Genomic DNA, 21,874 nt, shown 5'->3' with positions numbered 1-21,874 from the left:
GAGGACAAGATGGCGGACGGTTTGGAAAAGCGCACGGTTCAGGTCAACGGCACGCCCATGGCCTATGTGGAGCAAGGCGAGGGCGAACCGCTGATCGCCATCCATGGCGGCGGGCCAGGCGCTTCGGGCATCAGCAACTACCGCCGCAACGTCGGTCCGCTGGCCGCGGGCGGGCGGCGCATCATCGTTCCTGATTTGCCTGGCTATGGCGACTCGCCGTCGCAGCCGACCGCCGAGGCCATCTATGACGGCTTCGCCGACAACATCCTCGGCCTGATGGACGCCCTGGCAATCGAGAAGGCGAGCTTCATCGGCAATTCGCTGGGCGGCGGCACCACCCTCAGCCTGGCGCTGCGCCATCCCCACCGCGTCAACCGGATGGTCCTGATGGGTCCGGGCGGCGGCTATTCGCTCAGCCCGCACCCGACCGAGGGGCTGTTGCGCATGCTCCATTTCTACGAAGGCGAGGGGCCGACCCGCGAGAAGCTCGACCGGGTGCTGGACCTGCTGGTGTTCGACCGCTCGATGATCACGCCCGATCTGGTCGAGGAACGTTACAAGGCTTGTGTCCGTCCCGACACCATGGCCAACCCGCCGCTGCGCGGCCGGGGCGCCAATCCCAGGGACGATCTGTGGCGCCAGCCGCTCAACGAGTTGCAGCACCGTACCTTGATCATCTGGGGCCGCGAGGACCGGGTGCTGTCGTTCGACAACGCGCTGGTGTTCCTGAAGTCGATCCCCAATGCCGAACTGCACGTCTTCCCCAAGACGGGCCATTGGGTGCAGTGGGAGCGCGCCGACCAGTTCAACGACATGGTCAACGACTTCCTCGACAGGGCATGAGCACGCCCGGCCTCATCGACATCCACAGCCACATGACCCCGCGCGCGCTGCCGGTCGATCCCGGCAGCTGTGCGCCCTGGCCGTGCATGCGCTGCCAAGGTGAGGCGCGGGCGACGTTGATGCTGGGCGACAAGCCGTTCCGCGAGCTCGACGACCGATCCTGGGACGTCGCCCGGCGGTGCGAGGACATGGACCGCGATGGGGTGGCGATCCAGCTGCTGTCGCCGATGCCCGAGCTGCTGTCCTACTGGCAGGACGCGGCGCATGCCGAATATCTGGCCGATCACGTCAACGCCGCGATCGCCGAGATGGTGGCGCGCCGGCCGGACCGCTTCCGCGGGCTCGCGATGGTGCCGATGCAGGAGCCCGAGCGGGCGGCGCGCTACATGCGCGACCTGAAGGCGCGTTTCGGCGTGGACGGGATCGAGATCGGCAGCAACGTCAACGGCGCGCTGCCCGGCGAGCAGCGCTTCGCGCCGGTCTTCGCCGCGGCCGAGGCGGGCGATCTCGCCGTCTTCGTCCATGCCCTGCATCCGGTCGCGACAGCCGCCGTGATGCGGCACGCGCCCTTCTTCACGCCCATGGTCGGCTTCCCCCTCGACGTCGCGATGGCCGGCGCCTCGCTGATCACCGAGGGCGTGCTGGAGCGCCACCCGCGCCTGCGGATCGCGCTCAGCCATGGCGGCGGGGCGATGGCGTCGCTGATCGGACGGCTCGACCAGGGTTGGCACATGGTGCCCGAGCTGCGCGATCGGCTGTCGACGGCGCCGAGCGCGCAGGCGCGGCGGCTGTTCTACGACAGCAATGTCTATGAGCCCGCCTTGCTGCGCCACGTTGCGCAGGACATGGCGCCCGGCCGGGTCTGCGCCGGCACCGACTATCCCTATCTGATCATGCAGGAGGATCCGGCGGCCTTCATCGCGTCCGCCGGCCTCAGCGTCGCGGAGGCGGACTCGGTCCGTCGCGGAGCCGCGACAACTTTCCTTGACATAGGGTGAAACAATTGCATCATACAAATTAAGAAATGCGTCGGGGCGCCAGGGGATCGCGAATCGATCCGGATGGCCGGACGCGCAAGCGGGAGGGATTGGTCTTGATTTCGTTCGAACTTACCGAAGAGCAGGAGATCGCTCGCTCCACCGTCAGGGAGTTCGCGGGCCAGGTCCTGCGCCCGCTCGCTCGCCAGGCCGACATAGACGGCCGGATCGACGACGACACCCTCGACCAGCTCTGGAGCCTCGGCATCGTCCAGTCGATGATCGAGCAGGACGGCGACGGGCCCGAGCAGAGCGCGATCCTGGGCGCCCTGCTGCTGGAGGAGCTGGGCTGGGCCGACGCGGCGTTCGGGGTGGCGCTGGCGAGCCCGCTCGGCTTCGTGCGTGCGGTCAAGGAGCAGGGCTCCGCCGCCCAGAAGGAGGCGCTGTTGCCCCAATTCGCGGGCGACCGCTACCAGGCTGCGGCGGTCGCGCTGGCCGAGCCGGGGCTGATCGCCAACGGCATCGATGCGCTGTCGACCAGGGCCGAGGCCGATCCGGCCGGCTATCGCCTGTCGGGCGCCAAGATCCAGGTGCCGCTGGGCGGGAAATGCAGCCATTTCCTGGTGATCGCCGAGCATGACGGGAAGCCCGACGCCTTCATCGTGCCGCGCGACGCGCCCGGGGTCACGGTCGACGACAGCGACCGGCAGCTCGGCCTTGCCGGTGTCGCCTCGGTCACGGTGCGCTTCGACGATGTCGTGCTGGGCCATGAGGCGCGACTGGGCGAGAATCGCGGTTGCGACGTCCAGCGGATTGTCGACGCCGCCCGCGTCGGCGCCTCCTCGATCCTCGTCGGCGTCTGCCGCGGCGTGTACGATCATTCGGTCGACTATACCAAGGAGCGCCACGTCCACGGATCGGCGCTCGCGCGCAAGCAGAGCGTGGCCTTCCGCCTGGTCGACATGTTCGTCGAGACCGAGGCGAGCCGCTGGATGTGCTGGCGCGCCGCGACCGAGATCGACAAGGGCGAGCCGGCCACCCGCAGCGCGTCGCTGGCGCAGAGCTACACCCGCCAGCAGGCGACCTGGATCACCGACGAGGGCGTGCAGCTGATGGGCGGCCACGGCTTCATGCGCGCCAATCCGGTCGAGCTCTGGTTCCGCAACGCGCGGACGCTGTCGATGCTCGAAGGCGTCGCCAGCGTCTGATCGTCACAGGCGGCGCGGATGCGCCGTGAGGAGGAACATATGGTTTATCTTGTCGGGGAACTGAGCGTCCGGGCGGGCGCGGAGGCCGATTTCGAGGCGGTGGTGGCCGAGCTGATGCGCGAGGTGCGCGCCAACGAGCCCGAAGCGCTGCTCTATCAGTTCGCCAAGGCGCGCGGGCGCGACGGCGTCTATTGCGTGGTGGAAAGCTACGCGTCGGAGGCGGCGCTGGAGATGCACATGGCCGCGCCGCATCTTCGTGCGGCGATGGAGAAGATCGCGCCGCTGCTCACGGCTCGGCCCCAGATCGAGAAATGCGACCCGGTCGGCGCGCTGTGACGGACGACGGCAGCCGGTTGGGAAAGGGCGCGCTCGCTTCGATCAGGGTGGTCGAGCTGGGGACGATGGTCGCTGCCCCGATCTGCGGGCAGCTGCTGGCCGACCTCGGTGCCGACGTCATCAAGATCGAGCCGCTCGGCGGCGAGGTGATGCGGGTGATCCCGCCGGTCTACAAGGGCGTTTCCGCCGCCTTCGCGCAATGGAACCGGAACAAGCGCAGCATCGCGCTGAACCTCAAGTCGGCCGAGGGCATGGCCGTGTTGCGCGGGCTGCTCGCCAGGGCCGACATATTCCTTCAGAACATGCGCGTCGGTGCGGTCGAGGCGATGGGGCTCGACCATGCGAGCCTGGCCGTCGACAATCCCGGCCTGATCTCGGTGCAGATCACGGGCTACGGCACCGACGGGCCTTATCGCGACCAGCCCGGCTACGACATGATGGTCCAGGGGCTGACCGGCTTCATGCCGATCCAGGGCACGCCCGAGAGGCCCAGGGCGATCCGCAGCGTCCAGGCCGACAAGGTGGCCGGCTATTCGGCGGCGCTGGCGGCGCTGGCGGCGGTGATCCACCGGCGCGCCGGCGGCGGCGGGCAGAAGATCGATGCGACCATCCTCGATTCCTACGCCAGCTTCATGCTTCCCGATCACATCTACACGCGCTCGTTCGTGGACGCTCCGCCCGAAGCGCCGTTCACCGCCGACATCTACAATCTGATCCACCTGCGCGACGGCAAGATCATCGGCTATCTGCTGACCCAGGACCAGTTCGAGGAAGCCTGCCGCGCTTTCGGCCGCGAGGACCTGATGCGCGACGAGCGCTACAGCACGCCGGGCGGCCGCAACGTCCACCAGCCCGAGCTGATCGGCGAGATCGCCGCAACCTGCCAGGGAAAGACGGTGGCGGAGGTGCTGGCAATCACGCGCGCCCACCGGCTCCCTTTCGCGCCCGTCAACGACATAGACGGTTATTTCGACGATCCGCAGGTGCGCCACAATGGCGGCTTCGTCGAGTTCGAGACCGAGGAGGTAGGGCCCGTGCGGCTGCTCAACGGCATCGCACGGCTGGCCGAGACGCCGATCAACGCCCGTTCGCTGGCACCGGCGCTCGGCGCGCACACCGACGCGATCCTGGCCGAGCTCGGCTATCCGGCCGGACGGATCGCGGAAATGCGCGGATCGCGCAGCGTCGGCTGATCCTGGGTGGCCCGGCGGCCATGCTCGATCGATTGGAATGGGAGCTGTCATCATGGCCACGACATTGCAGAAGCCAACCGCCCACGAGCTGCTGCCCGGCATCCGGGTCGTGGATGCCGATACGCATGTCAGCGAATGGTACGACCTCTGGACCTCGCGCGCGCCGGCGAAGTTCCGCGATCGCGTGCCGCAGGTCCGCGATGTCGACGGCCGTTGGGACTGGGTCATCGATGGCCAGACGCTCAACCGCGAAGGTGCCTCCAGCGCGATCCGGAAGGACGGGACGAAGACGGTCGGCATGGCCTTCCGCGACCTGCAGCTGGCGGACGTCCATCCCGGCGCCTATGACCTGAAATCGCGCATCGCCTTCATGGATCGGGAGGGGATCGCCGCGCAGATCGCCTATCCCAACCTGCTGGGCTTCGGCGGTCAGAAGTCGATGATGATCGACGAGGAACTGCGCAACGTCAGCATGACGATCTTCAACGACGCCATGGCGGAGATGCAGGCCGATTCCGGCAACCGCATCTATCCGATGACGATGGTGCCCTGGTGGGACGTCAAGCTGGCGGTCAAGGAAGCCGAGCGCTGCGCCGCGATGGGGCTCCGCGGCATCAACATGAACTCCGACCCGCATCTCCACGGGCTGCCCCATCTCGGCGATCCGCACTGGTATCCGCTGTGGGAGGCATGCAGCTCGCTCGGCCTGCCGGTCAATTTCCACATCGGCGCGTCGGACGAGTCGATGACCTGGTTCGGCGCCGGTTTGTGGCCGGGGCATCCCGACGAGGTCAAGCTGGCCTATGGATCGCTGATGCTGTTCGTCGGCAATATGCGGGTGATGGCGAACATCCTGCTCACCCGCGTGCTGGAACGCTTCCCGGCGCTCAAGATCGTTTCGGTGGAAAGCGGCGCCGGCTGGGTGCCCTTCTTCCTCGAGGCGCTGGAATATCAGATGCGCGAGGCGGCGATGGAATATCGGGATTCGCCGAAGGACGTCTTCCGGCGGCAGATCTACATCTGTTCCTGGTTCGAGCGCGACGACATCGTCCACACCGCGCGCAAGATCGGCATCGACAATCTGATGTTCGAGACCGATTTCCCGCATCCGACCTGCCTCTATCCCGACAGCTTCCACTATATGGAGGGTGCGATCGAGGCGATGACGGCGCAGGAGCGCGGCAAGATCTTCGGCGGCAACGCCCAGCGGGTCTATAATCTCGACCTGTCTAGAGCCCCGTTCTGACGCCGCTCTAGACGAAACGGCGGCGGCGCCGACCCGCCGCCGTTTCCGCGTCAGGCCCGCTCAGACGTCGACCAGTTCCAGCGTGCTGTTCTCGACGCCCTCGAGCCGGCCCAGCGCATAGTCGCCGGCGAGGGTGGTGCGCTGCAGCCAGCGGCTGCCGCTTTCCGGGGGCAGGCCCTCGGCGCCATGGAGCATGCGCCAATTGTCCCACAGCACGATATCGCCCGGGGTCCAGCGGTGGACGTGGATCTGGGGATGCGACAGCGTGTGCCGCACCAGCTCGCCCAGCAGCGCGTCGCCCTCGGCCTTGTCGAGGCCGAGCAGCTCGTCGGCGAACCAGGGCGAGAGGTTGAGCATCTTCCGCCCGGTCTCCTTCTGGGCATAGACGAGCGGGTGGATCGAGCGCGGATAGCTGTCCTCGCGCTGCTGGATGTCGCGGAACTTCTTGCCCATCCGGACCAGGCGAATGTCGTCGACGCTGTTCTTCATGGTCGAGATGTCCATGTAGAAGTCGTAGACCACCTCCAGGCCCTCTGCGCGCCGCTTCAACTCTTCGGGCAGCGTGTCATAGGCGGCGATCTTGTCGAGGAAGACGGTGCCGCCCATCTCCGGCGGGATCACGCGCGGCCGCAGCAGGCCGCCATGGTTGACCTTGTCGAAATAGACCAGGTCGAAATGGAGCGGCAGCCAGCCGCCGAGATCGACGCCGTTGACGCTGTAGACGTTGCCGTTCTCGCCGCCGGGTTCATATTGGACGTTGGTTATCTCGAGCCGGGACGGATCGGTGTTGCCTTGCTTGATCGGATGGAGCTGGAAGGGGCCGAAGACGCGGCTGAGTTCGAGGTGCAGCTCGTCGCTGTCCTCCATGCCGCGAAAGACGACAAGCCCGTGGCGTATCCACAGCCGGTTCAACTCCTCGCGGACGGCGGCGTCCGTCAGATGGGCCCGTTCGAGGCCGTGGATCTGGATGGCTTCGCCGGACGGCGTCAATGGTTCGGTGCGGAAAGGAAACATGGCTGGCTCCTGTTGTCGGCCGAGATTCGATCGTCACAATGTGCCGTAGCAATGCATTTGTTGCAAACAGATATGATCACACATGCCGATAGCCGCTCCGGGTGGCCCCCGCGAGGCCATCCTTTCACGCCGGAAATTTTGGCTGTATGCCCGGAAATAAAGGGAAAACCGATATAATTCAATTCTTCAAAATAACTGTATTGACGCGCTTGCGGGTGCGGCGTATCCCTTTGTGGCGTTCATGCACATAACAGATGAAAATCGGGAGGGGAGTCATGCGCAGCACATTGGCGATATTGGTCACCGGCTTCTGCGCCACGAGCGCGCATATGGCGCTGGCACAGACGGCAGCGCCCGTCGGCACCGCCGCAGCGTCCGAGGTCGCGGACGACATGTCCCAGGGGCTGGGTGACATCGTCGTCACCGCCCAGCGCCGCGAGCAGCGGTTGCAGGACGTCCCGGTGACGGTCAATGCCATTTCGGCCCAGGGCCTCGAGCGGCAGGGCATCACCAACACGGCCGATCTCAATGCCGTGGTTCCCGGCCTGAACATCGCCAAGTCGAGCACGGTCGTGCAGCCCTTCCTGCGCGGCGTCGGCACCGCGTCGCTGGTCCCCGGCAACGACCCGAGCGTGCCGCTCTACATCGACGGCGTCTATCATTCGGCGCCGGCCGCCCTGTTCTTCTCGTTCAACAACATCGAGCGGGTCGAGGTGCTCAAGGGGCCGCAGGGCACCCTGTTCGGCCGCAATGCCACCGGCGGCCTGATCCAGGTCATCACGAAGGATCCGACACAGGAGCTTTCGGGCAAATTCTCGCTCAGCTACGGCAATTACCGTGCGGTCAACGCCACCGGCTATATCAGCGGCGGCACCGACACGATCGCCGCCGACCTGGCCGTCGTCTACAACAACCAGTCGAAGGGCTGGGGCCGCAACACCTTCCGGGCGGGCGACGGCGGGCCGATCGTCGTCGGCGGAACCACCTTCACCGACCGCAAGGTCAAGCGGGCCGCGGGCTACACCGACGAGTTCGGCATCCACAGCAAGATCGTCATGACCCCCGGCGACCGGACGACGGTCAAGCTCAGCGGCATGTACATCGATGTCGACACCAACCAGAACCACTATCGCCACCCGCTGCCGGGGCGGCTGCTTCCGGGGCCGCCGGGGCAGAATCCCTACAGCTTCACGGGCGGCTTCTATGACTATGACTCGGATATCGAATGGTTCAATCGCAACCATCAGTATCTGTTCACCGCGGAGGCCCAGCACGAGGCCGACTTCGCGACCATCAAGTCGATATCCTCCTACCTGAAGGCAAAGGCCGAGATTTCGGTGCCGTCGGACGGCAGCCCGCTGATTTCGCGCGCCAGCAGCTTCGCACATCTGCGGTGGAAGACCTTCACGCAGGAACTGCAGATTCTGTCGAACAAGGATTGGGGCCCCTCCTGGCTCGAATGGATCGGCGGCCTCTATTATCTGAACAGCCGCGCCGGCTATGATCCGCAGGAAGTGACCTACGGCTATCGCTACGACGGCACCTTCAACCGCTATTCGTTCCAGACGTCGGACTCGCTGGCGGCCTATGGCCAGGCGACCGCGAGCCTTACGTCGACCACGCGGCTGACCCTGGGCCTGCGCTACAGCAAGGACCGGCTATCCGCGACGCAATATCAGCTCGGCACCTCCGCCGTCCTGGGCGGCGGCAACGCCAACGGCGCGGTCACGATCCTCGTGCCCAAGGTGCGGACGACGTTCGACAAGATCACCTGGCGCGTCGCGCTCGACCAGCGGCTGACGCCCGACGTGCTGCTCTATGCCAGCGCCAGCCGCGGCTACAAGACCGGCGCGTGGAACCATGGCGCGCTCTGCGCCACGGTGCCACCGGTGGGCGTCGCCTGCAGCAACCTGGTCTCGCCGACCCGGCCCGAGGTGCTCGACGCCTATGAGATCGGCCTGAAGTCCGACCTGTTCGACAAGCGCCTGCGGTTCAACATCTCGGGCTATTATTATGACTATTCGGACCTGCAGGTGCAGGCGGTCGTCGGCGTGCCACCGATCAGCGTGCTCAACAACGCGGCGTCGGCCCGGATGTACGGCATCGACGTCGAGACGGCCTTCCAGTTCAGCCGCTATCTGCGGATTTCCGCGAACGGCGCCTATCTCGACGCCAAGTACAAGAAATATCCGAACGCGGTCGGCTTCATTCCGCTGACGGCGGCGCCCTATGCCAATTCGCAGATATTGTTCGACGCCTCCGGCAACAGGCTGCCCCGCGCGCCGAAGTTCACCAGCACGGTCTCGGTCGACTGGACCATTCCGACCGGCGCCGGTGACGTGACGCTGACCGGAAGCTGGTATTACAACAATGGCTTCTACTGGGATCCCCAGGAGCGGCTGAAGGAGCGGGCCTACAGCCTCGTCAACGGGCAGATCGCGCTCAAGGCCACCGACAATCTCAGCCTGCGGATCTGGGGCCGGAACTTGCTCGACAAGAAATATTACAGCTACCAGACCGCGACCAGCGCCGGCGACCAGGGCGCCCCGGCGGCCCCCCGCACCTACGGTCTCGCGGTGGACTTCCAGTTCTGATGCGCTTCCAGGCCGGGCCTGATGGCCCGGCCGGGTTTCCCGCGAGAAAAGCAAAGGCCGGCTCCGCCGGCCTTTGTTCTGTCCGGCCACCGTCATGCCAGCCCCTCGACTGCCTGCAAGGCAGGCGCTCGGGATGGACTTCAGCCAAGGGCTGAAGGCTGGCATCCATGTCTGTGGTCTTCTCAGATGGCCTCTGGCCGATGGGAGACATGGACCCCAGCCTGCGCTGGGGTGACGCGTTTGTCTTACTCGGGCGGGTTCAGCGCCAGTTCGGCTTGCGTTTTTCCAGGAAGGCGGCGACGCCCTCGGCATAGTCGGGGATGGCGATCGCTTCCTCGACGATGCCGCGTTCCAGCGCGTCGAGGCGCGCATCGAGGTCGGCGCGGCCGAGCGCAGACAGCAGCAGGCGCCGTCCGATTCGAAGCGCCGGGCCGCTCTTGGCGGTGAGGGTTCGCAGATGGGCGCGCAGGTCGGCGTCGAAGCTGGCGCGCGGCAGGGTCCTGAGGGTCAGGCCGGTGCGTTCGGCTTCGGTTGCGTCGATCCATCGGCCCGAGAAAGCGAGATCGAGCAGCCTCGCCTGACCGACATGATGCGCCATCAGCAAGGCGGCGAGAACGCTGACCACGCCGATATCGATCTCGGGAAGCGCGAGCCGCGTGTCCTCGCAGGCGATCACCATGTCGCAGGCGAAGGCGAGTTCGTTGCCGCCGCCCGAGCAGATGCCGTTGATCGCCGCGATCCTCGGCTTGCCGTCGACGGCGGTGAGCGACCGCACCATGCGGAAGATCGCGCGGCTATGGTCGTGGACATGGGCGAGGTCGTGCTCGCCCACGTCGCTGCCCGCCGCGAAGGCGCGGTCGAGCGCGGAGGCGACGACGATGACCCGGACCGCGGGGTCGGCATCGAAGCGCGCGACCGCGTCGGCGATGTCGTCGGCCATCCGCGTGGAGATGATGTTGAGCGGCGGCCGCCGCAGCCGGATCCAGCCGACGCCGTCCTCGGCGTGGCTGTCGGTGCCCGGCTGTGGTGGCGTGCGGTCGGTCATCGGGATCGTCCGCCGTCAGCCCGGCGTGTTGATCCAGATGGTCTTGCTCTCGGTATAGGCGTCGACCGACTGCCGCCCCAGCTCGCGGCCGAGGCCCGATTGCTTGTAGCCGCCGAACGGCGCGATCGGGTCGATCATGAAATAGGTGTTGATCCAGACATTGCCGGCCTTGAGCGCGCGGGCGACGCGATGGGCGCGGGCGATGTCGCGGGTCCATACGCCGGAGGCCAGGCCGAAATCGGTGTCGTTGCCCTGGCGGAGCACGTCCGCCTCGTCCTCGAACGGGATCACCGCGACGACCGGGCCGAAAATCTCCTCGCGTGCGATGCGCATCTGGTTGTTCACGCCGGAGAAGATGGTCGGGCGGACATAATAGCCGCTGCCGGTGAAGCGATCGCCGCCGAGGCTGACCGTCGCGCCGTCGGCGCGGCCGATGTCGACATAGCCGTTCACACGGGTGAACTGGGCCTCGGAAACCAGCGGCCCCATCGTCGTTGCGGTGTCGAACGGATCGCCGACGCGATGCTGGGCGACCGCGGCCGACAGCTTCTCCAGGAACTCGTCATGGATGCCGCGCTGGACGAACAGCCGGCTGCCGGCGACGCAGACCTGGCCCGAATTGGTGCAGAAGGCGCGCATCGCTCCGGCCACCGCCAGATCGATGTCGGCGTCGTCGAACACGATGTTGGGCGACTTCCCGCCCAGCTCCAGCGTCACCCGCTTCAGGTCGCGGGCCGAGCTGGCGAGGATGTGCTTGCCCACCTCGGTCGAGCCGGTGAAGGCGATCTTGTTCACGCCCGGATGGTTGACCAGCGCCTCGCCGGCGACGCGGCCATAGCCGGTCAGGATATTGACGACGCCGTCGGGCACGCCCGCCTCCAGCAGCAGCTCGCCCAGGCGGATCGCGGTCAGCGGCGTCTGCTCGGCGGGCTTCAGGACGACGGTGTTGCCGCAGGCGATGGCGGGCGCGATCTTCCAGGCGGCCATCATCATCGGCCCGTTCCACGGGATGATCTGCCCGCACACGCCGACGGGTTCGCGGATCGTGTAGTTGAAGTACTGGTCCGACGAGGGATAGGTGTCGCCGTAGATCTTGGTGCACCAGCCCGCATAATATTCGAACACGGTCGACAGGCGCGACGCGAAGTTGCGCGTCACCGCGATCGGCAGGCCGTTGTCGAGCGTCTCGAGCTGGGCCATCTCCTCGATATGATCGTCGAGCACCCGGGCGATCCGCAGCAGCAGCTTGGTGCGATCGTGGGGCGGCATGCCGGACCAGGTGCGGCTCTCCAGCGCGCGCCGCGCCGCCGCCACGGCCTGGTCGACATCCTCGGGCGCGGCGGCGGATGCGCGGCCGATGACCTGCTCGGTCGCTGGATCGATCGTTTCGAAGGTCTCGCCGGTGCGCGACTCCACCCATTTGCCGTCGATCAACAGCTTCTTCGTGCCGGAGCCCAGGAAATCGGTGGTGGCCGCGGCCAGCGCGCCGCGGGTCAGGGTGGTGGTCGACATGCGTTTCTCCAATTGATGCGTTTGAATGATACGACATCATTAATTGGTTGCATAGAGCAATCGGCGCGTTTAGCTTCGGCATCGGATACGGAGATTCAGGGAGGGTGGCGTGCTCGACAGGGAGGGGGACAAGATGGCCGCGACGGCGCTGGCCCCCGTTTCCCGGCCGGCCCCGATCCCGGAGGCCGAGTATGCGGGCGGCTGGCGATTCGCCGATGTGCCGGCGCGCACCGTCATGGTCGACGGCGTCCCGATCAGCTACCGGCTGTGGGATGACGCGCCGGCCGGCGCGCCGGCGCTGCTGTTCCTGCACGGCTTCCGTGCCCATTCGCGCTGGTGGGACCATATCGTCCCCTTCTTCCGGGATCATTATCGCGTCGCGACGATGGATTTCAGCGGCCTCGGCGACAGCGGCTGGCGCGATCGTTATACGATGCGCGGCTTCGCCCGCGAGATATTGGCGGTGATCGCCGACGCCGGTCTGGCGCCGGTCACGATCGTCGCGCACAGCTTCGGCGGTTCGCCCGCCGCCTTCGCCAGCGTGCTCGATCCCGACGCGATCCGCCATGCCGTCATCATCGACACGCGGATGATCCTGGCCGGCGTGCCCGATCCGCAGCCGATCGAGCTGCAGGCGTTCAACGCCAGCAAGCGCATCTACAAGGACATGGACGAGGTGCGCGGCCGCTATCGGCTGATCCCCTCGTCGGGCGCGGTCGACGCAGGCATCCTCGACCATATCGTCCGCCATTCGGCGCGGGCGGATCGCGGCGGCTGGACCTGGAAGTTCGATCCGTCTTTCGATCCGCAGCTCACCGACGATCCCGATCGGCTGGTGCCGCCCGGCGTCTCCATGCCGATCGACTATATCTATGGCGATCGCAGCGGTGTGATCACGCCCGAACTGGCCGAACTGATCGTGTCGCTGCTGCCGAACTGTCGCGCGCCGATCGTCATTCCGCACAGCGATCATCACGTCCTGCTCGAGCAACCGGTCGCGCTGGTGGCGGTGGTGCGGACGTTGTTGATGCGGGGCCCTTTGGGGGCGGTCGGCGGTCTGCGCTGATCCAGCGGACCGGCGCCCATCGCGCCATTCAGGAAGGAGGAGGCGAATGTCCTACCAGGTGCATCAGGCCGCGCAGCGGCTGGAGACGATTCCGCCGCACGTGCCTGCGGACCGCGTCGTGGAGCTTGACTATTTCTCGCCGCCCGGCGTGACCGAGGATCCCCATCTGGCGTGGAAGCGCCTCCATGACGGGCCGGACATCGTCTACACGCCCTATTATGGCGGGCATTGGATCGTGACCCGCGCCGACGACATGTTCGCGGTGATGCAGGATTACGAGACCTTCTCGAACTGGGAGTTCACCGTGCCGAAGCGCGGGCCCGGCAATCCGGTGCTGATGCCCAACCAGCTCGATCCGCCCCGCCACGGGCCGATCCGCAGCGTGGTGCTGCGGCCGATGTCGCCCAAGGCGGTCGAGCCGATCGAACCGGTGATCCGCAAGATCATGGCCGATCGCATCGCCAGCATCGTCCCCAAGGGCGGTTGCGAGTTCGTCAGTGAGTTCGGCGGCGACATCCCGCCCGAGCTGTTCTTCGAGCATGCCCGCATCCCGAAGGACAAGCTGCCCGAGATGAAGCGCTTCGCCGATGCCGTCGCCCGCAGCGACAATGAGGAGGACCGGCGAGCAGCCCGGATCGGGGGCGCCAACTACATGATGGCGATCCTCGACGAGCGCCGCCAGGTCGAGGAGCTGGACGACGACGTGTTCAGCGTCATCGTCCGCGCCGAGCGCGAAGGCCGGATCACCCGGGAGGAGAGCACGTCGATCGCGCTCAACGTCTTCTTCGGCGGGCTGGAGACGGTTTCGTCGGCGCTCGCCTTCATAGTGCTGTTTCTCGCCCGCAACCCCGCGCATCGCCGGCAGCTGATCGAGGACGGCTCGCTGACGCAGGACGCGACCGAGGAATTCCTGCGCCGTTTCGGTATCCTGAACCTCGCCCGCATCGCCACCAAGCCCACCACCTTCAAGGGGCTGACGATCGAACAGGGCGAGCAGGTGCTGCTGCCGCTCCATCTGGCGGGGCTCGACGAGCGCAAATTCCCCAATCCGCTGGAGGTCGACTTCCACCGCAAGCGGGCGGGCCATTTCAATTTCGGCACCGGGCCGCATCGCTGCCTGGGATCGAACCTCGCCCGGCCGGAGATCCGCATTTTCATCGAGGAATGGCTGCGCCAGATTCCCGATTTCTCGGTGGACCCGGACGACAAGCCGGTGGGCGCCTCCGGGGTCGCGATGACGATGACGCGAGTGCCGCTGGTCTGGCCGTCGCGCTGACCGAAGGAGACGGGCTATGAAGGTGATTGTCGATCATGCGCGCTGCCAGGGGCACGCGCTCTGTATGCTCAAGGCGCCGCAGGTCTATCAGCTCAACGACGACGGCTACAACAGCATGCCGCCGACCGAGGTGCCGCCCGAGCTGGAGGAACAGGCGCGGCTGGGGGCGATCAACTGCCCCGAAGGCGCGATCCGCCTCGACAAGCGCGCCGCGGACTGACCACGGCAGAGGAGGGCTATTCGCCATGGCCAAGACCGCCGCGACGCGCTCCGTCGGCGCGCCGACACCGTTTCGCGTCGACATACCCGACGCCAGGCTGGCCGAGATCCGCGAGCGGGTCGCGCGCTACCGGCATTTCCCCGCGCCGATCGACGAGGGGGACGCGTGGCGCTACGGGATCAACAGCCGCTGGCTGAAGCGGCTGTGCGATCATTGGCTGGACGGGTTCGACTGGCGCGCGGCCGAGGCCGAACTCAACCGCTATCCGCAATATCGCGTCGAGATCGACGGCATCACCCTCCATTATGTCGAGATCCGCGGCGAGGGCGCGCGGCGGCGGCCGCTGCTGCTGCTCCACGGCTGGCCCGGCTCGCACTTCGAATTCTGGAAGATCGCGGAGCGGCTTGCCTTTCCCTCGCGCCACGGCGGAGCGGCCGAGGACGCCTTCGACCTCGTCATCCCCTCGCTGCCCGGCTACGGCTTCTCGGGTCCGGTACCGCGTCCGATCGGCATGCGCACGGCGGCGCGGCTGCTCGACGCGCTGATGGTCGAGGCGCTCGGCCATGCCCGCTACATGGTGCAGGGCGGGGACTGGGGCGCGGTGGTCGCGGCCTGGCTGGGGGCCGACCATCCGGCCTCCTGCGCCGCGGTGCACGTCAACCTGATCGGGCTCAGGCCGGCGCCGGGCGACGATGGGGCGGCCAATGAGGAGGAGCGGGCCGCCATCCACGCGATCATGGATCGCGAGCGGCCCGAACTCGCCTATGCGGTGCAGCAGTCGACCCGGCCCCAGACGCTGGCGATCGGGCTGATGGACTCGCCGGTCGGCACGGCGGCCTGGATCCTCGACAAATTCCACGACTGGTCGGAGCTGAACGGCGGCTCGATCGAGGACGTCTATACGCTCGACGAGCTGCTCACCAATGTGATGATCTACCTCGTCACCGACACGATCTGCACCTCGCTCTGGTCCTATCGCGGCATGGCGGAGGAGCGGGTGCCGTTCGACCAGGTCTATTGCGCCAGCCCCACCGCGATCGCCCATTATCCCTATGAACGGGTCGGCGGCACGCCGCCGCGGAGCTGGGTCGAGCGCTATTACAATGTGGTCCGCTGGACCGATCTCGACCGGGGCGGGCATTTCGCCGCGCTCGAACAGCCGGATTCGCTGCTGGAGGACGTGACGGCCTTCGCGCGCGACGCCTTCCCGGCCGGCGCCTGAACGACCGGCGCGCCATGGAGACGCGGACGGTCAGGGCCGGCGTGCTGGAGATCGCCTATGCCGAAGCCGGGCCGGCCGACGGCTGGCCGGTCGTACTGGTCCACGGCTTTCCCTATGACGCACTCTGCTATGCGCCAGCCGCCGAGATGCTGGCGCGCGCCGGTGCCCGTGTCGTCATGCCCTGGATGCGCGGCTATGGCGCCACCCGCTTCCTGTCCGACGCGACGCCGCGATCGGGCCAGCAGGGCGCGTTCGGCGCCGACCTGCTCGCGCTGCTCGATGCGCTGGGCATCGACAGGGCGATCCTCGGCGGTTTCGACTGGGGCGGCCGCGCCGCCTGCGTGGTCGCGGCGCTCTGGCCCGAACGGGTGGACGCGCTGGTGTCGGTGGCCGGCTACAATATCCTCGATCCGTCGCGCGCGGCCGCGCCGCTCGCGCCCGAGGTCGAGCATCGCCTCTGGTATGTCTGGTATCTCCATTCGGAGCGCGGGCGCGCCGGGCTGGCCACGCATCGCGAGGAGTTCTGCCGGTTGCTCTGGCGGCTCTGGTCGCCGCGCTGGGATTTCTCCGACGCCGACTTCGCACGGACGGCCCGCGCCTTCGCCAATCCCGACTTCGTCGACATCGTCGTCCACAGCTATCGCCATCGCCACGGTCTCGCCGACGGCGATCCCGCTTATGCCGGCATCGAGACGCGATTGGCGGCGCTGCCACCGATCACGGTGCCGACGATGGTTGTCGAAAGCGGCAGCGACGGGTTGATCCCGCCCGCTCATTTCGCGGACCTGCCGGCCCGTTTCACCGGAGGATTGAAGCGACGCATGCTCGTCCAGGCCGGTCATAATCCGCCGCAGGAGGACCCGCGGGCCTTCGCCGACGCCGTGCTCGCTGCCCGCGACATGGCTCGCTCGCAATCCGCGCCATCGGGAGGGGAAGGATGATCGAAGCCGACTATGTCATCGTCGGGGGCGGCAGCGCGGGCTGCGTCCTCGCCAATCGCCTGTCCGAGGACGCGAGGAACAAGGTCGTGCTGCTCGAAGCGGGCGGTGACGGCAAGGGCTTCTGGGTCGATATCCCGGTCGGCTCGGTCAAGCTGGTCGGCGACGAGCGGACCGACTGGATCCACAAGAGCGAGCCCGATCCGACGATCAACGGGCGCGAGATCATCTGGAACGCCGGGAAGATGCTGGGCGGCGGCGGCGGGGTGAACGGCCTCGTCTACATCCGCGGCCAGCGCGGAGACTATGACCTGTGGGAGGAGCTCGGCTGCGAAGGCTGGGGCTTTCGCGATGTGCTCCCCTATTTCATGCGGGGCGAACGCTGGGAAGGCGACGGCGATTTCCAATCGCACGGCCGCACCGGGACCCTGTCCGTGACCCACCAGCGGACGCGCGGGCCGATATTGTCCGCCTTTTTCGAAGCCGCGAACAATGCCGGCTTCCGCTATATCGAGGACCCGGCGGCAGGTGACATCGACGGCGTGTTCCACACGCTGACCAACCAGCAGGACGGGCGCCGCTGCAGTCCGGCCCGCGCCTTCCTGGAGCCGGTGCGCAGCCGGCCGAACCTGACGGTGATGACGCATATGCTCGTCGACCGCGTGCTGTTCGACGGGCGGCGCGCGACCGCGGTGGCCGCGCGCGGGCGGGACGGGCGGCTGATCGAGATCAAGGCGCGGCGCGAGGTGATCGTCAGTGGCGGGGCCACCCAGTCGCCCGCCATATTGATGCGGTCGGGCGTGGGCCCCGGCGACCATCTGCGCGAGCATGGCATCGCCGTGATCGCCGACCGCGCCGGTGTCGGACAGAACCTGATGGAGCATCCCGGCATCGGCCTGCGCTGGCTGATCGACCTGCCGTCGTTCAATGCCCAGCTCCGGTCGCGCTGGCGGCAGGCGCTGGCCTTGCTGCGCTATCTGGCCCGCCGCGACGGGCTGATGGCGCTGTCGATGACCCAGGCGATCGCTGGCGCGAAGACGCTGCCCGACCTCGCCGAACCCGACATATTGCTGTTCTTCTCGAGCTGGATCTTCGATCCGACCAAGCCGCCGCTGCGGCCCGGCAAGGCGGCGGTCTTCCCGCTGCTCAAGGAGCCGGCGGCGGGGATGCACAGCTTCGTCAACCGCCCCCACAGCCGTGGCGAGATCAGGCTGCGCAGCCGCGCGCCCGAGGACTCGCCGGTCATCCGTCCCAATCTGCTGGGCGACGAGCGCGACGTCGAGACGCTGGTGCGCGCGGGCAAGACGATCGAGCGGATCTTCGCGACGCCGGGCCTCGCCGAGCATGTCGTCGGCCGGCTCAGCCCCACGCTGGGCAGCGACGACGAGTGGCGCGACTTCGTCCGCTCCACCGCCGGCATCGGCTGGCATGCGAGCGGCACCTGCCGGATGGGCGGGGACGCGGATTCGGTGCTCGATCCTCGGCTCAGGGTGCGCGGGGTCGAGGGTTTGCGGGTCGTCGACGCCTCGGTCATGCCGACCCTGACCAGCGCTAATACAAATGCTCCAACGATGATGATCGGCGAGCGGGGCGCCGCTCTGATTCTCGAGGATGCCGCCGCCTGACAAGCTGATGGAACAGACCGGTTTTCAGGAATTCGCGGGTACCCGTTCGGCCGTCGTTGACGAACTAAAATAATTGTATTAGCGTCGTATCAACTGGAGAGTCGTGATGTCGCAGCAATCTTCCCCCGACCTGGTGATCCGCAACGGACTGGTGGCCGACGGCCTGGGGGCTCCGCTCCGGCGGGCCGACGTCGCGATCAGCGGCGACCGGATCGTCGCGGTCGGGGAGGTCGAGGCGCGCGGTGCCGAGGAGATCGACGCCGGCGGCGCGCTGGTTACGCCGGGCTTCGTCGACGTCCACACCCATTATGACGGCCAGGCGGTCTGGGCGCAGCGCTTCTCGCCGTCGTCGGCGCACGGCGTGACGACGGTGGTGATGGGCAATTGCGGCGTCGGCTTCGCGCCGTGCCGGCCTGAGGATCATAAGGTGCTGGTCAGCGTGATGGAGGGCGTCGAGGACGTTCCCGAGATCGTCATGACCACCGGGCTCGACTGGAGCTGGGAGACCTTTCCGCAATTCCTCGATACGCTGGAGCAGCGGCCGCACGACATCGATTTCGGCGTCTACCTGCCGCACTCGCCGCTGCGCGTCTATGTGATGGGCGACCGCGGCGTCCGGCGCGAGGAAGCGCAGGAGGCCGACCTCGAGCGGATGCGCGAGATCACGCGTGAGGCGATGCGGGCCGGCGCGCTCGGCTTCGCCACCTCCAGCGTGCCGGCGCACCGCACGGGGCAGGGGGAGTTCATCCCTTCGTTCCAGAGCGCCGAGGCCGAATATCTCGCCATCGCGGGGGCGATGACCGATACCGGGCGGGGCGTGTTCCAGATGGTGCTCGACCAGCGCAATCCCGCCGACGCGGATCGTTTCGTGCCGATGCTGGAGCGGATCAGCGACAAGACCGGCCGCACCGTCACCTTCACCCTCACCCAGATGATGGACGGCCCGCCCGACGCCTATCGCTCCGTGCTCGCGGCGGTGAGCGAGGCCAACCGAAAGGACGGCGTTGAGATCCGGCCGCAGGTCTTCCCACGGCCGATGGGCATGCTGCTCGGCATCGACCTTACGCTCAACCCGTTCAGCCTGTGCCCGAGCTATGAGCCGCTGCTGAAGATGTCGGTGGCCGATCGGGTGGCGGCGCTGCGCGATCCCGATTTGCGCGCGCGCCTGCTCGTCGAGCAGCCGGCCGATCCGAAGAACCCGCTGTTCGTGATCGCCCGCGACTGGAAGCGGCTCTATCCCTTCCGCACCCCGGCCGATTACGAGCCGCCCAAGAGCGCGAGCATCGCCGCGCTCGCCGAGCAGACCGGCGTCTCGCCGGAGGATATCGCCTATGACCTGCTGCTGGAGAATGACGGCGCGGGGATGATCCTCGCCGCGATCACCAACTATGCCGAGGCGACGCTCGACGCGGTGTTCGAGATGATCACCCATGAGGACACGGTCGTCGCGCTCGGCGATGGCGGCGCCCATTACGGGCTGATCTGCGACGCCAGTTTCCCGACCTTCATGCTGACCCACTGGGCGCGCGACCGCGGCAGCCAGAAGATCGAGCTGAGCGAGGCGGTCGAGGCACTGACCTCGCGGCCGGCGCGGCTGGTGGGGCTGGAGGATCGCGGCGTGATCGCGCCCGGCTACAAGGCCGACATCAACATCATCGACCTCGATCGCCTCCAGCTCCGCATGCCGCATATCGACCGCGACCTTCCGGGCGGCGGCCGTCGTCTGAACCAGGGCGCGGTCGGCTATCGGGCGACGCTGGTGTCGGGCAAGGTGATCCAGCGCGACGGCGTGCCGACCGACGCGCTGCCGGGCCGGCTGATCCGCGGGCCGCAGCCGCTGATGGCCTGACAGCGCGACGGATCCGACGAATCCCATGCGCCGGAAGAGTGGCGCGCGGCGCAGGCGCAGGATGCATGATATGGATGAAGCGCTACGCGAACTGGTCGACGAATCCCGGATACGGCGGCTGATCCTGACCTGGCTGGACGGCATCGACACCCGCGACCCGGAGAAGATCCGCGCCGCCTGGGCCGAGGAGATGGAGACCGAGTTCATCGGCTTCCCCGACATGGGCGACGGGCCGATCCGTCCCGGCCGGCACCGCACCGCCGATCGTGCCGACGGCCTGATCCGGATGATCAGCCAGTTCAGCATGACCCAGCATGTCAGCACCAACCATCTGGTGGCCGTCGACGGCGACCGCGCGACCGCCAGCGCCTATGTGCTGGCGACGCATCACATGGCGGTCGAGGCGCGCGAGCCCTGGTCGGTGATCGGCGCGCGCTATGACATCGACGCGGCCCGCACCGCCGGGGGCTGGCGGCTGACGAAGCTCAGATGGACCCGTCTGTGGACCTCCGGCAACGACGCTCTGTGGGCCGAGGCCGGGCGGCGGCTGGCGGCGGAGGCGGCGCGATGAGCGGGGCGGAGGCGATGCGCTACGCTCTGCTCGGCGATACCGGCCTGTTCGTGTCGCGGCTGTCGCTGGGCGCGCTGACCTTCGGCGCGCAGGACGGCGACGGGCTCTACCAGATGATCGGCAATCTCGATCAGGCGGCGGTCAATCGCATGGTCGCGCATGCGATCGACAAGGGCGTCAACCTGATCGACACCGCCAACGTCTATGCCGACGGGCGGTCGGAGATTGCGATCGGCCAGGCGCTCAGGGATCTTGGCATCCGCCGGTCGGACATGATCATCGCCACCAAATTCTTCAGCCGCACCGGCGCGGGGCCCAACGACATCGGCGGCAGCCGCGCCCATATCATGGCGTCGGTCGAGGCCAGCCTGAAGCGGCTCGGCACCGATCATATCGATCTCTACCAGATGCACGGGCAGGACCCGATCACGCCCGAGGAGGAGACGCTGCGTGCGCTCGACGATCTCGTCGCCCGGGGGCTGGTCCGCTATGTCGGCTGTTCGAACTGGCAGGCGTGGAAGCTGATGAAGGCGCTCGCCGTCTCGGACCGCCGCGGCCTGACGCGCTTCCAGTCGCTACAGGCCTATTATTCGATCGCCGGGCGCGACCTGGAGCGGGAGATCGCACCGCTGATCCAGGACCAGAAGATCGGGCTGATGGTCTGGGGCGCGCTCGCCTGGGGCCTGCTGTCGGGCAAATATCGGCGCGACGGCGGCGACGGGGGCGAGGGGCGGCGCGCGCAGCTCGACTATCCGCCGGTCGATCGCGAGCGCGCCTGGGCTTGCATCGACGCGATGCGCGCGATCGGCGATGCGCATGGCGTGTCGGTGGCGCGGGTCGCGATCGCCTGGCTGCTCAGCAAGCCCTATGTCAGCACGATCGTCGTCGGCGCGAAGAGACTCGAACAGCTCGACGACAATCTCGCCGCGATGGCGCTGGAGCTGGACGCCGACGAACTGGCCCGGCTGGACGCGGTCAGCGCGCTGCCGCCCGAATATCCGGGCTGGGCGGTCGACCTGATGAACAAGACCCGGCTTCCGCAGCCCGGGCAGGGACCCGGCGGGCTTGGCGATCGGCTGCGGCAGTCGGCGGCCGACAATGGCGGATCGGTGCCATGCTGAAACCATCCCTTCTCTCAT

19 protein-coding genes are annotated in these 21,874 nt (G+C 67.5%); 16 read left to right on the top strand and 3 right to left on the bottom strand.

Annotated features, from left to right (window positions below):
* Positions 1 to 9 precede the first annotated feature (9 nt).
* The 6 genes from B5X82_RS22280 (at position 10) to B5X82_RS22255 (ending at position 5,803) form a co-directional block, all read left to right on the top strand.
* Positions 10 to 843 (top strand): alpha/beta fold hydrolase, encoded by an 834-nt coding sequence (locus B5X82_RS22280; RefSeq protein ID WP_079650438.1) that lies wholly within the window; start codon positions 10 to 12, stop codon positions 841 to 843.
* Positions 840 to 1,841, top strand: a complete 1,002-nt coding sequence (locus B5X82_RS22275) for an amidohydrolase family protein (RefSeq protein ID WP_079650436.1) — start codon at positions 840 to 842, stop codon at positions 1,839 to 1,841. Before B5X82_RS22280 ends, B5X82_RS22275 begins: the two co-directional genes overlap by 4 nt.
* A 95-nt stretch (positions 1,842 to 1,936) precedes the next feature.
* Positions 1,937 to 3,028: an acyl-CoA dehydrogenase family protein gene (locus tag B5X82_RS22270; protein WP_223811235.1), complete on the top strand. Its 1,092-nt coding sequence runs from the start codon at positions 1,937 to 1,939 to the stop codon at positions 3,026 to 3,028.
* A 39-nt stretch (positions 3,029 to 3,067) separates the two neighbouring features.
* On the top strand, positions 3,068 to 3,364 hold the full coding sequence (locus B5X82_RS22265) for a putative quinol monooxygenase (protein ID WP_176152676.1): 297 nt from the start codon (positions 3,068 to 3,070) through the stop codon (positions 3,362 to 3,364).
* Positions 3,361 to 4,557 (top strand): CaiB/BaiF CoA transferase family protein, encoded by a 1,197-nt coding sequence (locus B5X82_RS22260; protein WP_235862768.1) that lies wholly within the window; start codon positions 3,361 to 3,363, stop codon positions 4,555 to 4,557. The genes B5X82_RS22265 and B5X82_RS22260 overlap by 4 nt, the downstream gene beginning before the upstream one ends.
* Before the next feature lie 52 nt (positions 4,558 to 4,609).
* A complete protein-coding gene (locus tag B5X82_RS22255) occupies positions 4,610 to 5,803 on the top strand; it encodes an amidohydrolase family protein (protein ID WP_079650428.1) in 1,194 nt (397 codons plus the stop codon).
* 60 nt (positions 5,804 to 5,863) lie between these two features.
* Here the strand turns inward: B5X82_RS22255 and B5X82_RS22250 are convergent, their stop codons facing one another.
* Positions 5,864 to 6,817: a TauD/TfdA dioxygenase family protein gene (locus B5X82_RS22250; protein WP_079650426.1), complete on the bottom strand. Its 954-nt coding sequence runs from the start codon at positions 6,815 to 6,817 to the stop codon at positions 5,864 to 5,866.
* A gap of 275 nt (positions 6,818 to 7,092) precedes the next feature.
* On the opposite strand from B5X82_RS22250, the gene B5X82_RS22245 reads away from it, so the two are divergent.
* Positions 7,093 to 9,411: a TonB-dependent receptor gene (locus B5X82_RS22245; protein ID WP_079650424.1), complete on the top strand. Its 2,319-nt coding sequence runs from the start codon at positions 7,093 to 7,095 to the stop codon at positions 9,409 to 9,411.
* 259 nt (positions 9,412 to 9,670) lie between these two features.
* Here B5X82_RS22245 and B5X82_RS22240 read toward each other — a convergent pair whose 3' ends face one another.
* A complete protein-coding gene (locus tag B5X82_RS22240; RefSeq protein ID WP_079650422.1) occupies positions 9,671 to 10,456 on the bottom strand; it encodes an enoyl-CoA hydratase/isomerase family protein in 786 nt (261 codons plus the stop codon).
* Positions 10,457 to 10,471: 15 nt separating this feature from the next.
* Entirely contained in the window at positions 10,472 to 11,968 is a 1,497-nt protein-coding gene (locus B5X82_RS22235) for an aldehyde dehydrogenase family protein (protein ID WP_079650420.1), read from the bottom strand.
* Positions 11,969 to 12,077: 109 nt separating this feature from the next.
* Between B5X82_RS22235 and B5X82_RS22230 the strand changes: the two genes are divergently transcribed.
* From B5X82_RS22230 to B5X82_RS22190, 9 genes are all read left to right on the top strand, one after another.
* The gene (locus B5X82_RS22230; RefSeq protein ID WP_079650419.1) at positions 12,078 to 13,034 is read left to right on the top strand and encodes an alpha/beta fold hydrolase; all 957 of its coding nucleotides are present in this window, start codon (positions 12,078 to 12,080) and stop codon (positions 13,032 to 13,034) included.
* Between the two features lie 46 nt (positions 13,035 to 13,080).
* Positions 13,081 to 14,310 (top strand): cytochrome P450, encoded by a 1,230-nt coding sequence (locus B5X82_RS22225; protein ID WP_079650417.1) that lies wholly within the window; start codon positions 13,081 to 13,083, stop codon positions 14,308 to 14,310.
* Between the two features lie 16 nt (positions 14,311 to 14,326).
* Complete coding sequence (locus B5X82_RS22220; protein WP_079650415.1) at positions 14,327 to 14,530, top strand: ferredoxin; 204 nt, start codon at positions 14,327 to 14,329, stop codon at positions 14,528 to 14,530.
* Between the two features lie 25 nt (positions 14,531 to 14,555).
* Positions 14,556 to 15,752 carry an epoxide hydrolase family protein gene (locus tag B5X82_RS22215; protein ID WP_079650413.1) on the top strand — a complete coding sequence of 399 codons (1,197 nt, stop codon included), beginning with the start codon at positions 14,556 to 14,558 and terminating at the stop codon, positions 15,750 to 15,752.
* A gap of 14 nt (positions 15,753 to 15,766) precedes the next feature.
* Positions 15,767 to 16,693 (top strand): alpha/beta fold hydrolase, encoded by a 927-nt coding sequence (locus tag B5X82_RS22210; protein WP_079650411.1) that lies wholly within the window; start codon positions 15,767 to 15,769, stop codon positions 16,691 to 16,693.
* The gene (locus tag B5X82_RS22205; RefSeq protein WP_079650409.1) at positions 16,690 to 18,315 is read left to right on the top strand and encodes a GMC family oxidoreductase; all 1,626 of its coding nucleotides are present in this window, start codon (positions 16,690 to 16,692) and stop codon (positions 18,313 to 18,315) included. Before B5X82_RS22210 ends, B5X82_RS22205 begins: the two co-directional genes overlap by 4 nt.
* Positions 18,316 to 18,421: 106 nt before the next feature.
* Positions 18,422 to 20,164: an N-acyl-D-amino-acid deacylase family protein gene (locus B5X82_RS22200; RefSeq protein ID WP_079650407.1), complete on the top strand. Its 1,743-nt coding sequence runs from the start codon at positions 18,422 to 18,424 to the stop codon at positions 20,162 to 20,164.
* A 70-nt stretch (positions 20,165 to 20,234) separates the two neighbouring features.
* Positions 20,235 to 20,735 (top strand): nuclear transport factor 2 family protein, encoded by a 501-nt coding sequence (locus tag B5X82_RS22195; protein ID WP_079650405.1) that lies wholly within the window; start codon positions 20,235 to 20,237, stop codon positions 20,733 to 20,735.
* A complete protein-coding gene (locus B5X82_RS22190; RefSeq protein WP_079650475.1) occupies positions 20,732 to 21,856 on the top strand; it encodes an aldo/keto reductase in 1,125 nt (374 codons plus the stop codon). The genes B5X82_RS22195 and B5X82_RS22190 overlap by 4 nt, the downstream gene beginning before the upstream one ends.
* The last annotated feature ends 18 nt before the right edge of the window (positions 21,857 to 21,874 follow it).

The organism is Rhizorhabdus histidinilytica (assembly GCF_900167915.1).
Lineage (GTDB): Bacteria > Pseudomonadota > Alphaproteobacteria > Sphingomonadales > Sphingomonadaceae > Rhizorhabdus > Rhizorhabdus histidinilytica.
This window is presented reverse-complemented; position numbering and strand designations above follow the sequence as displayed.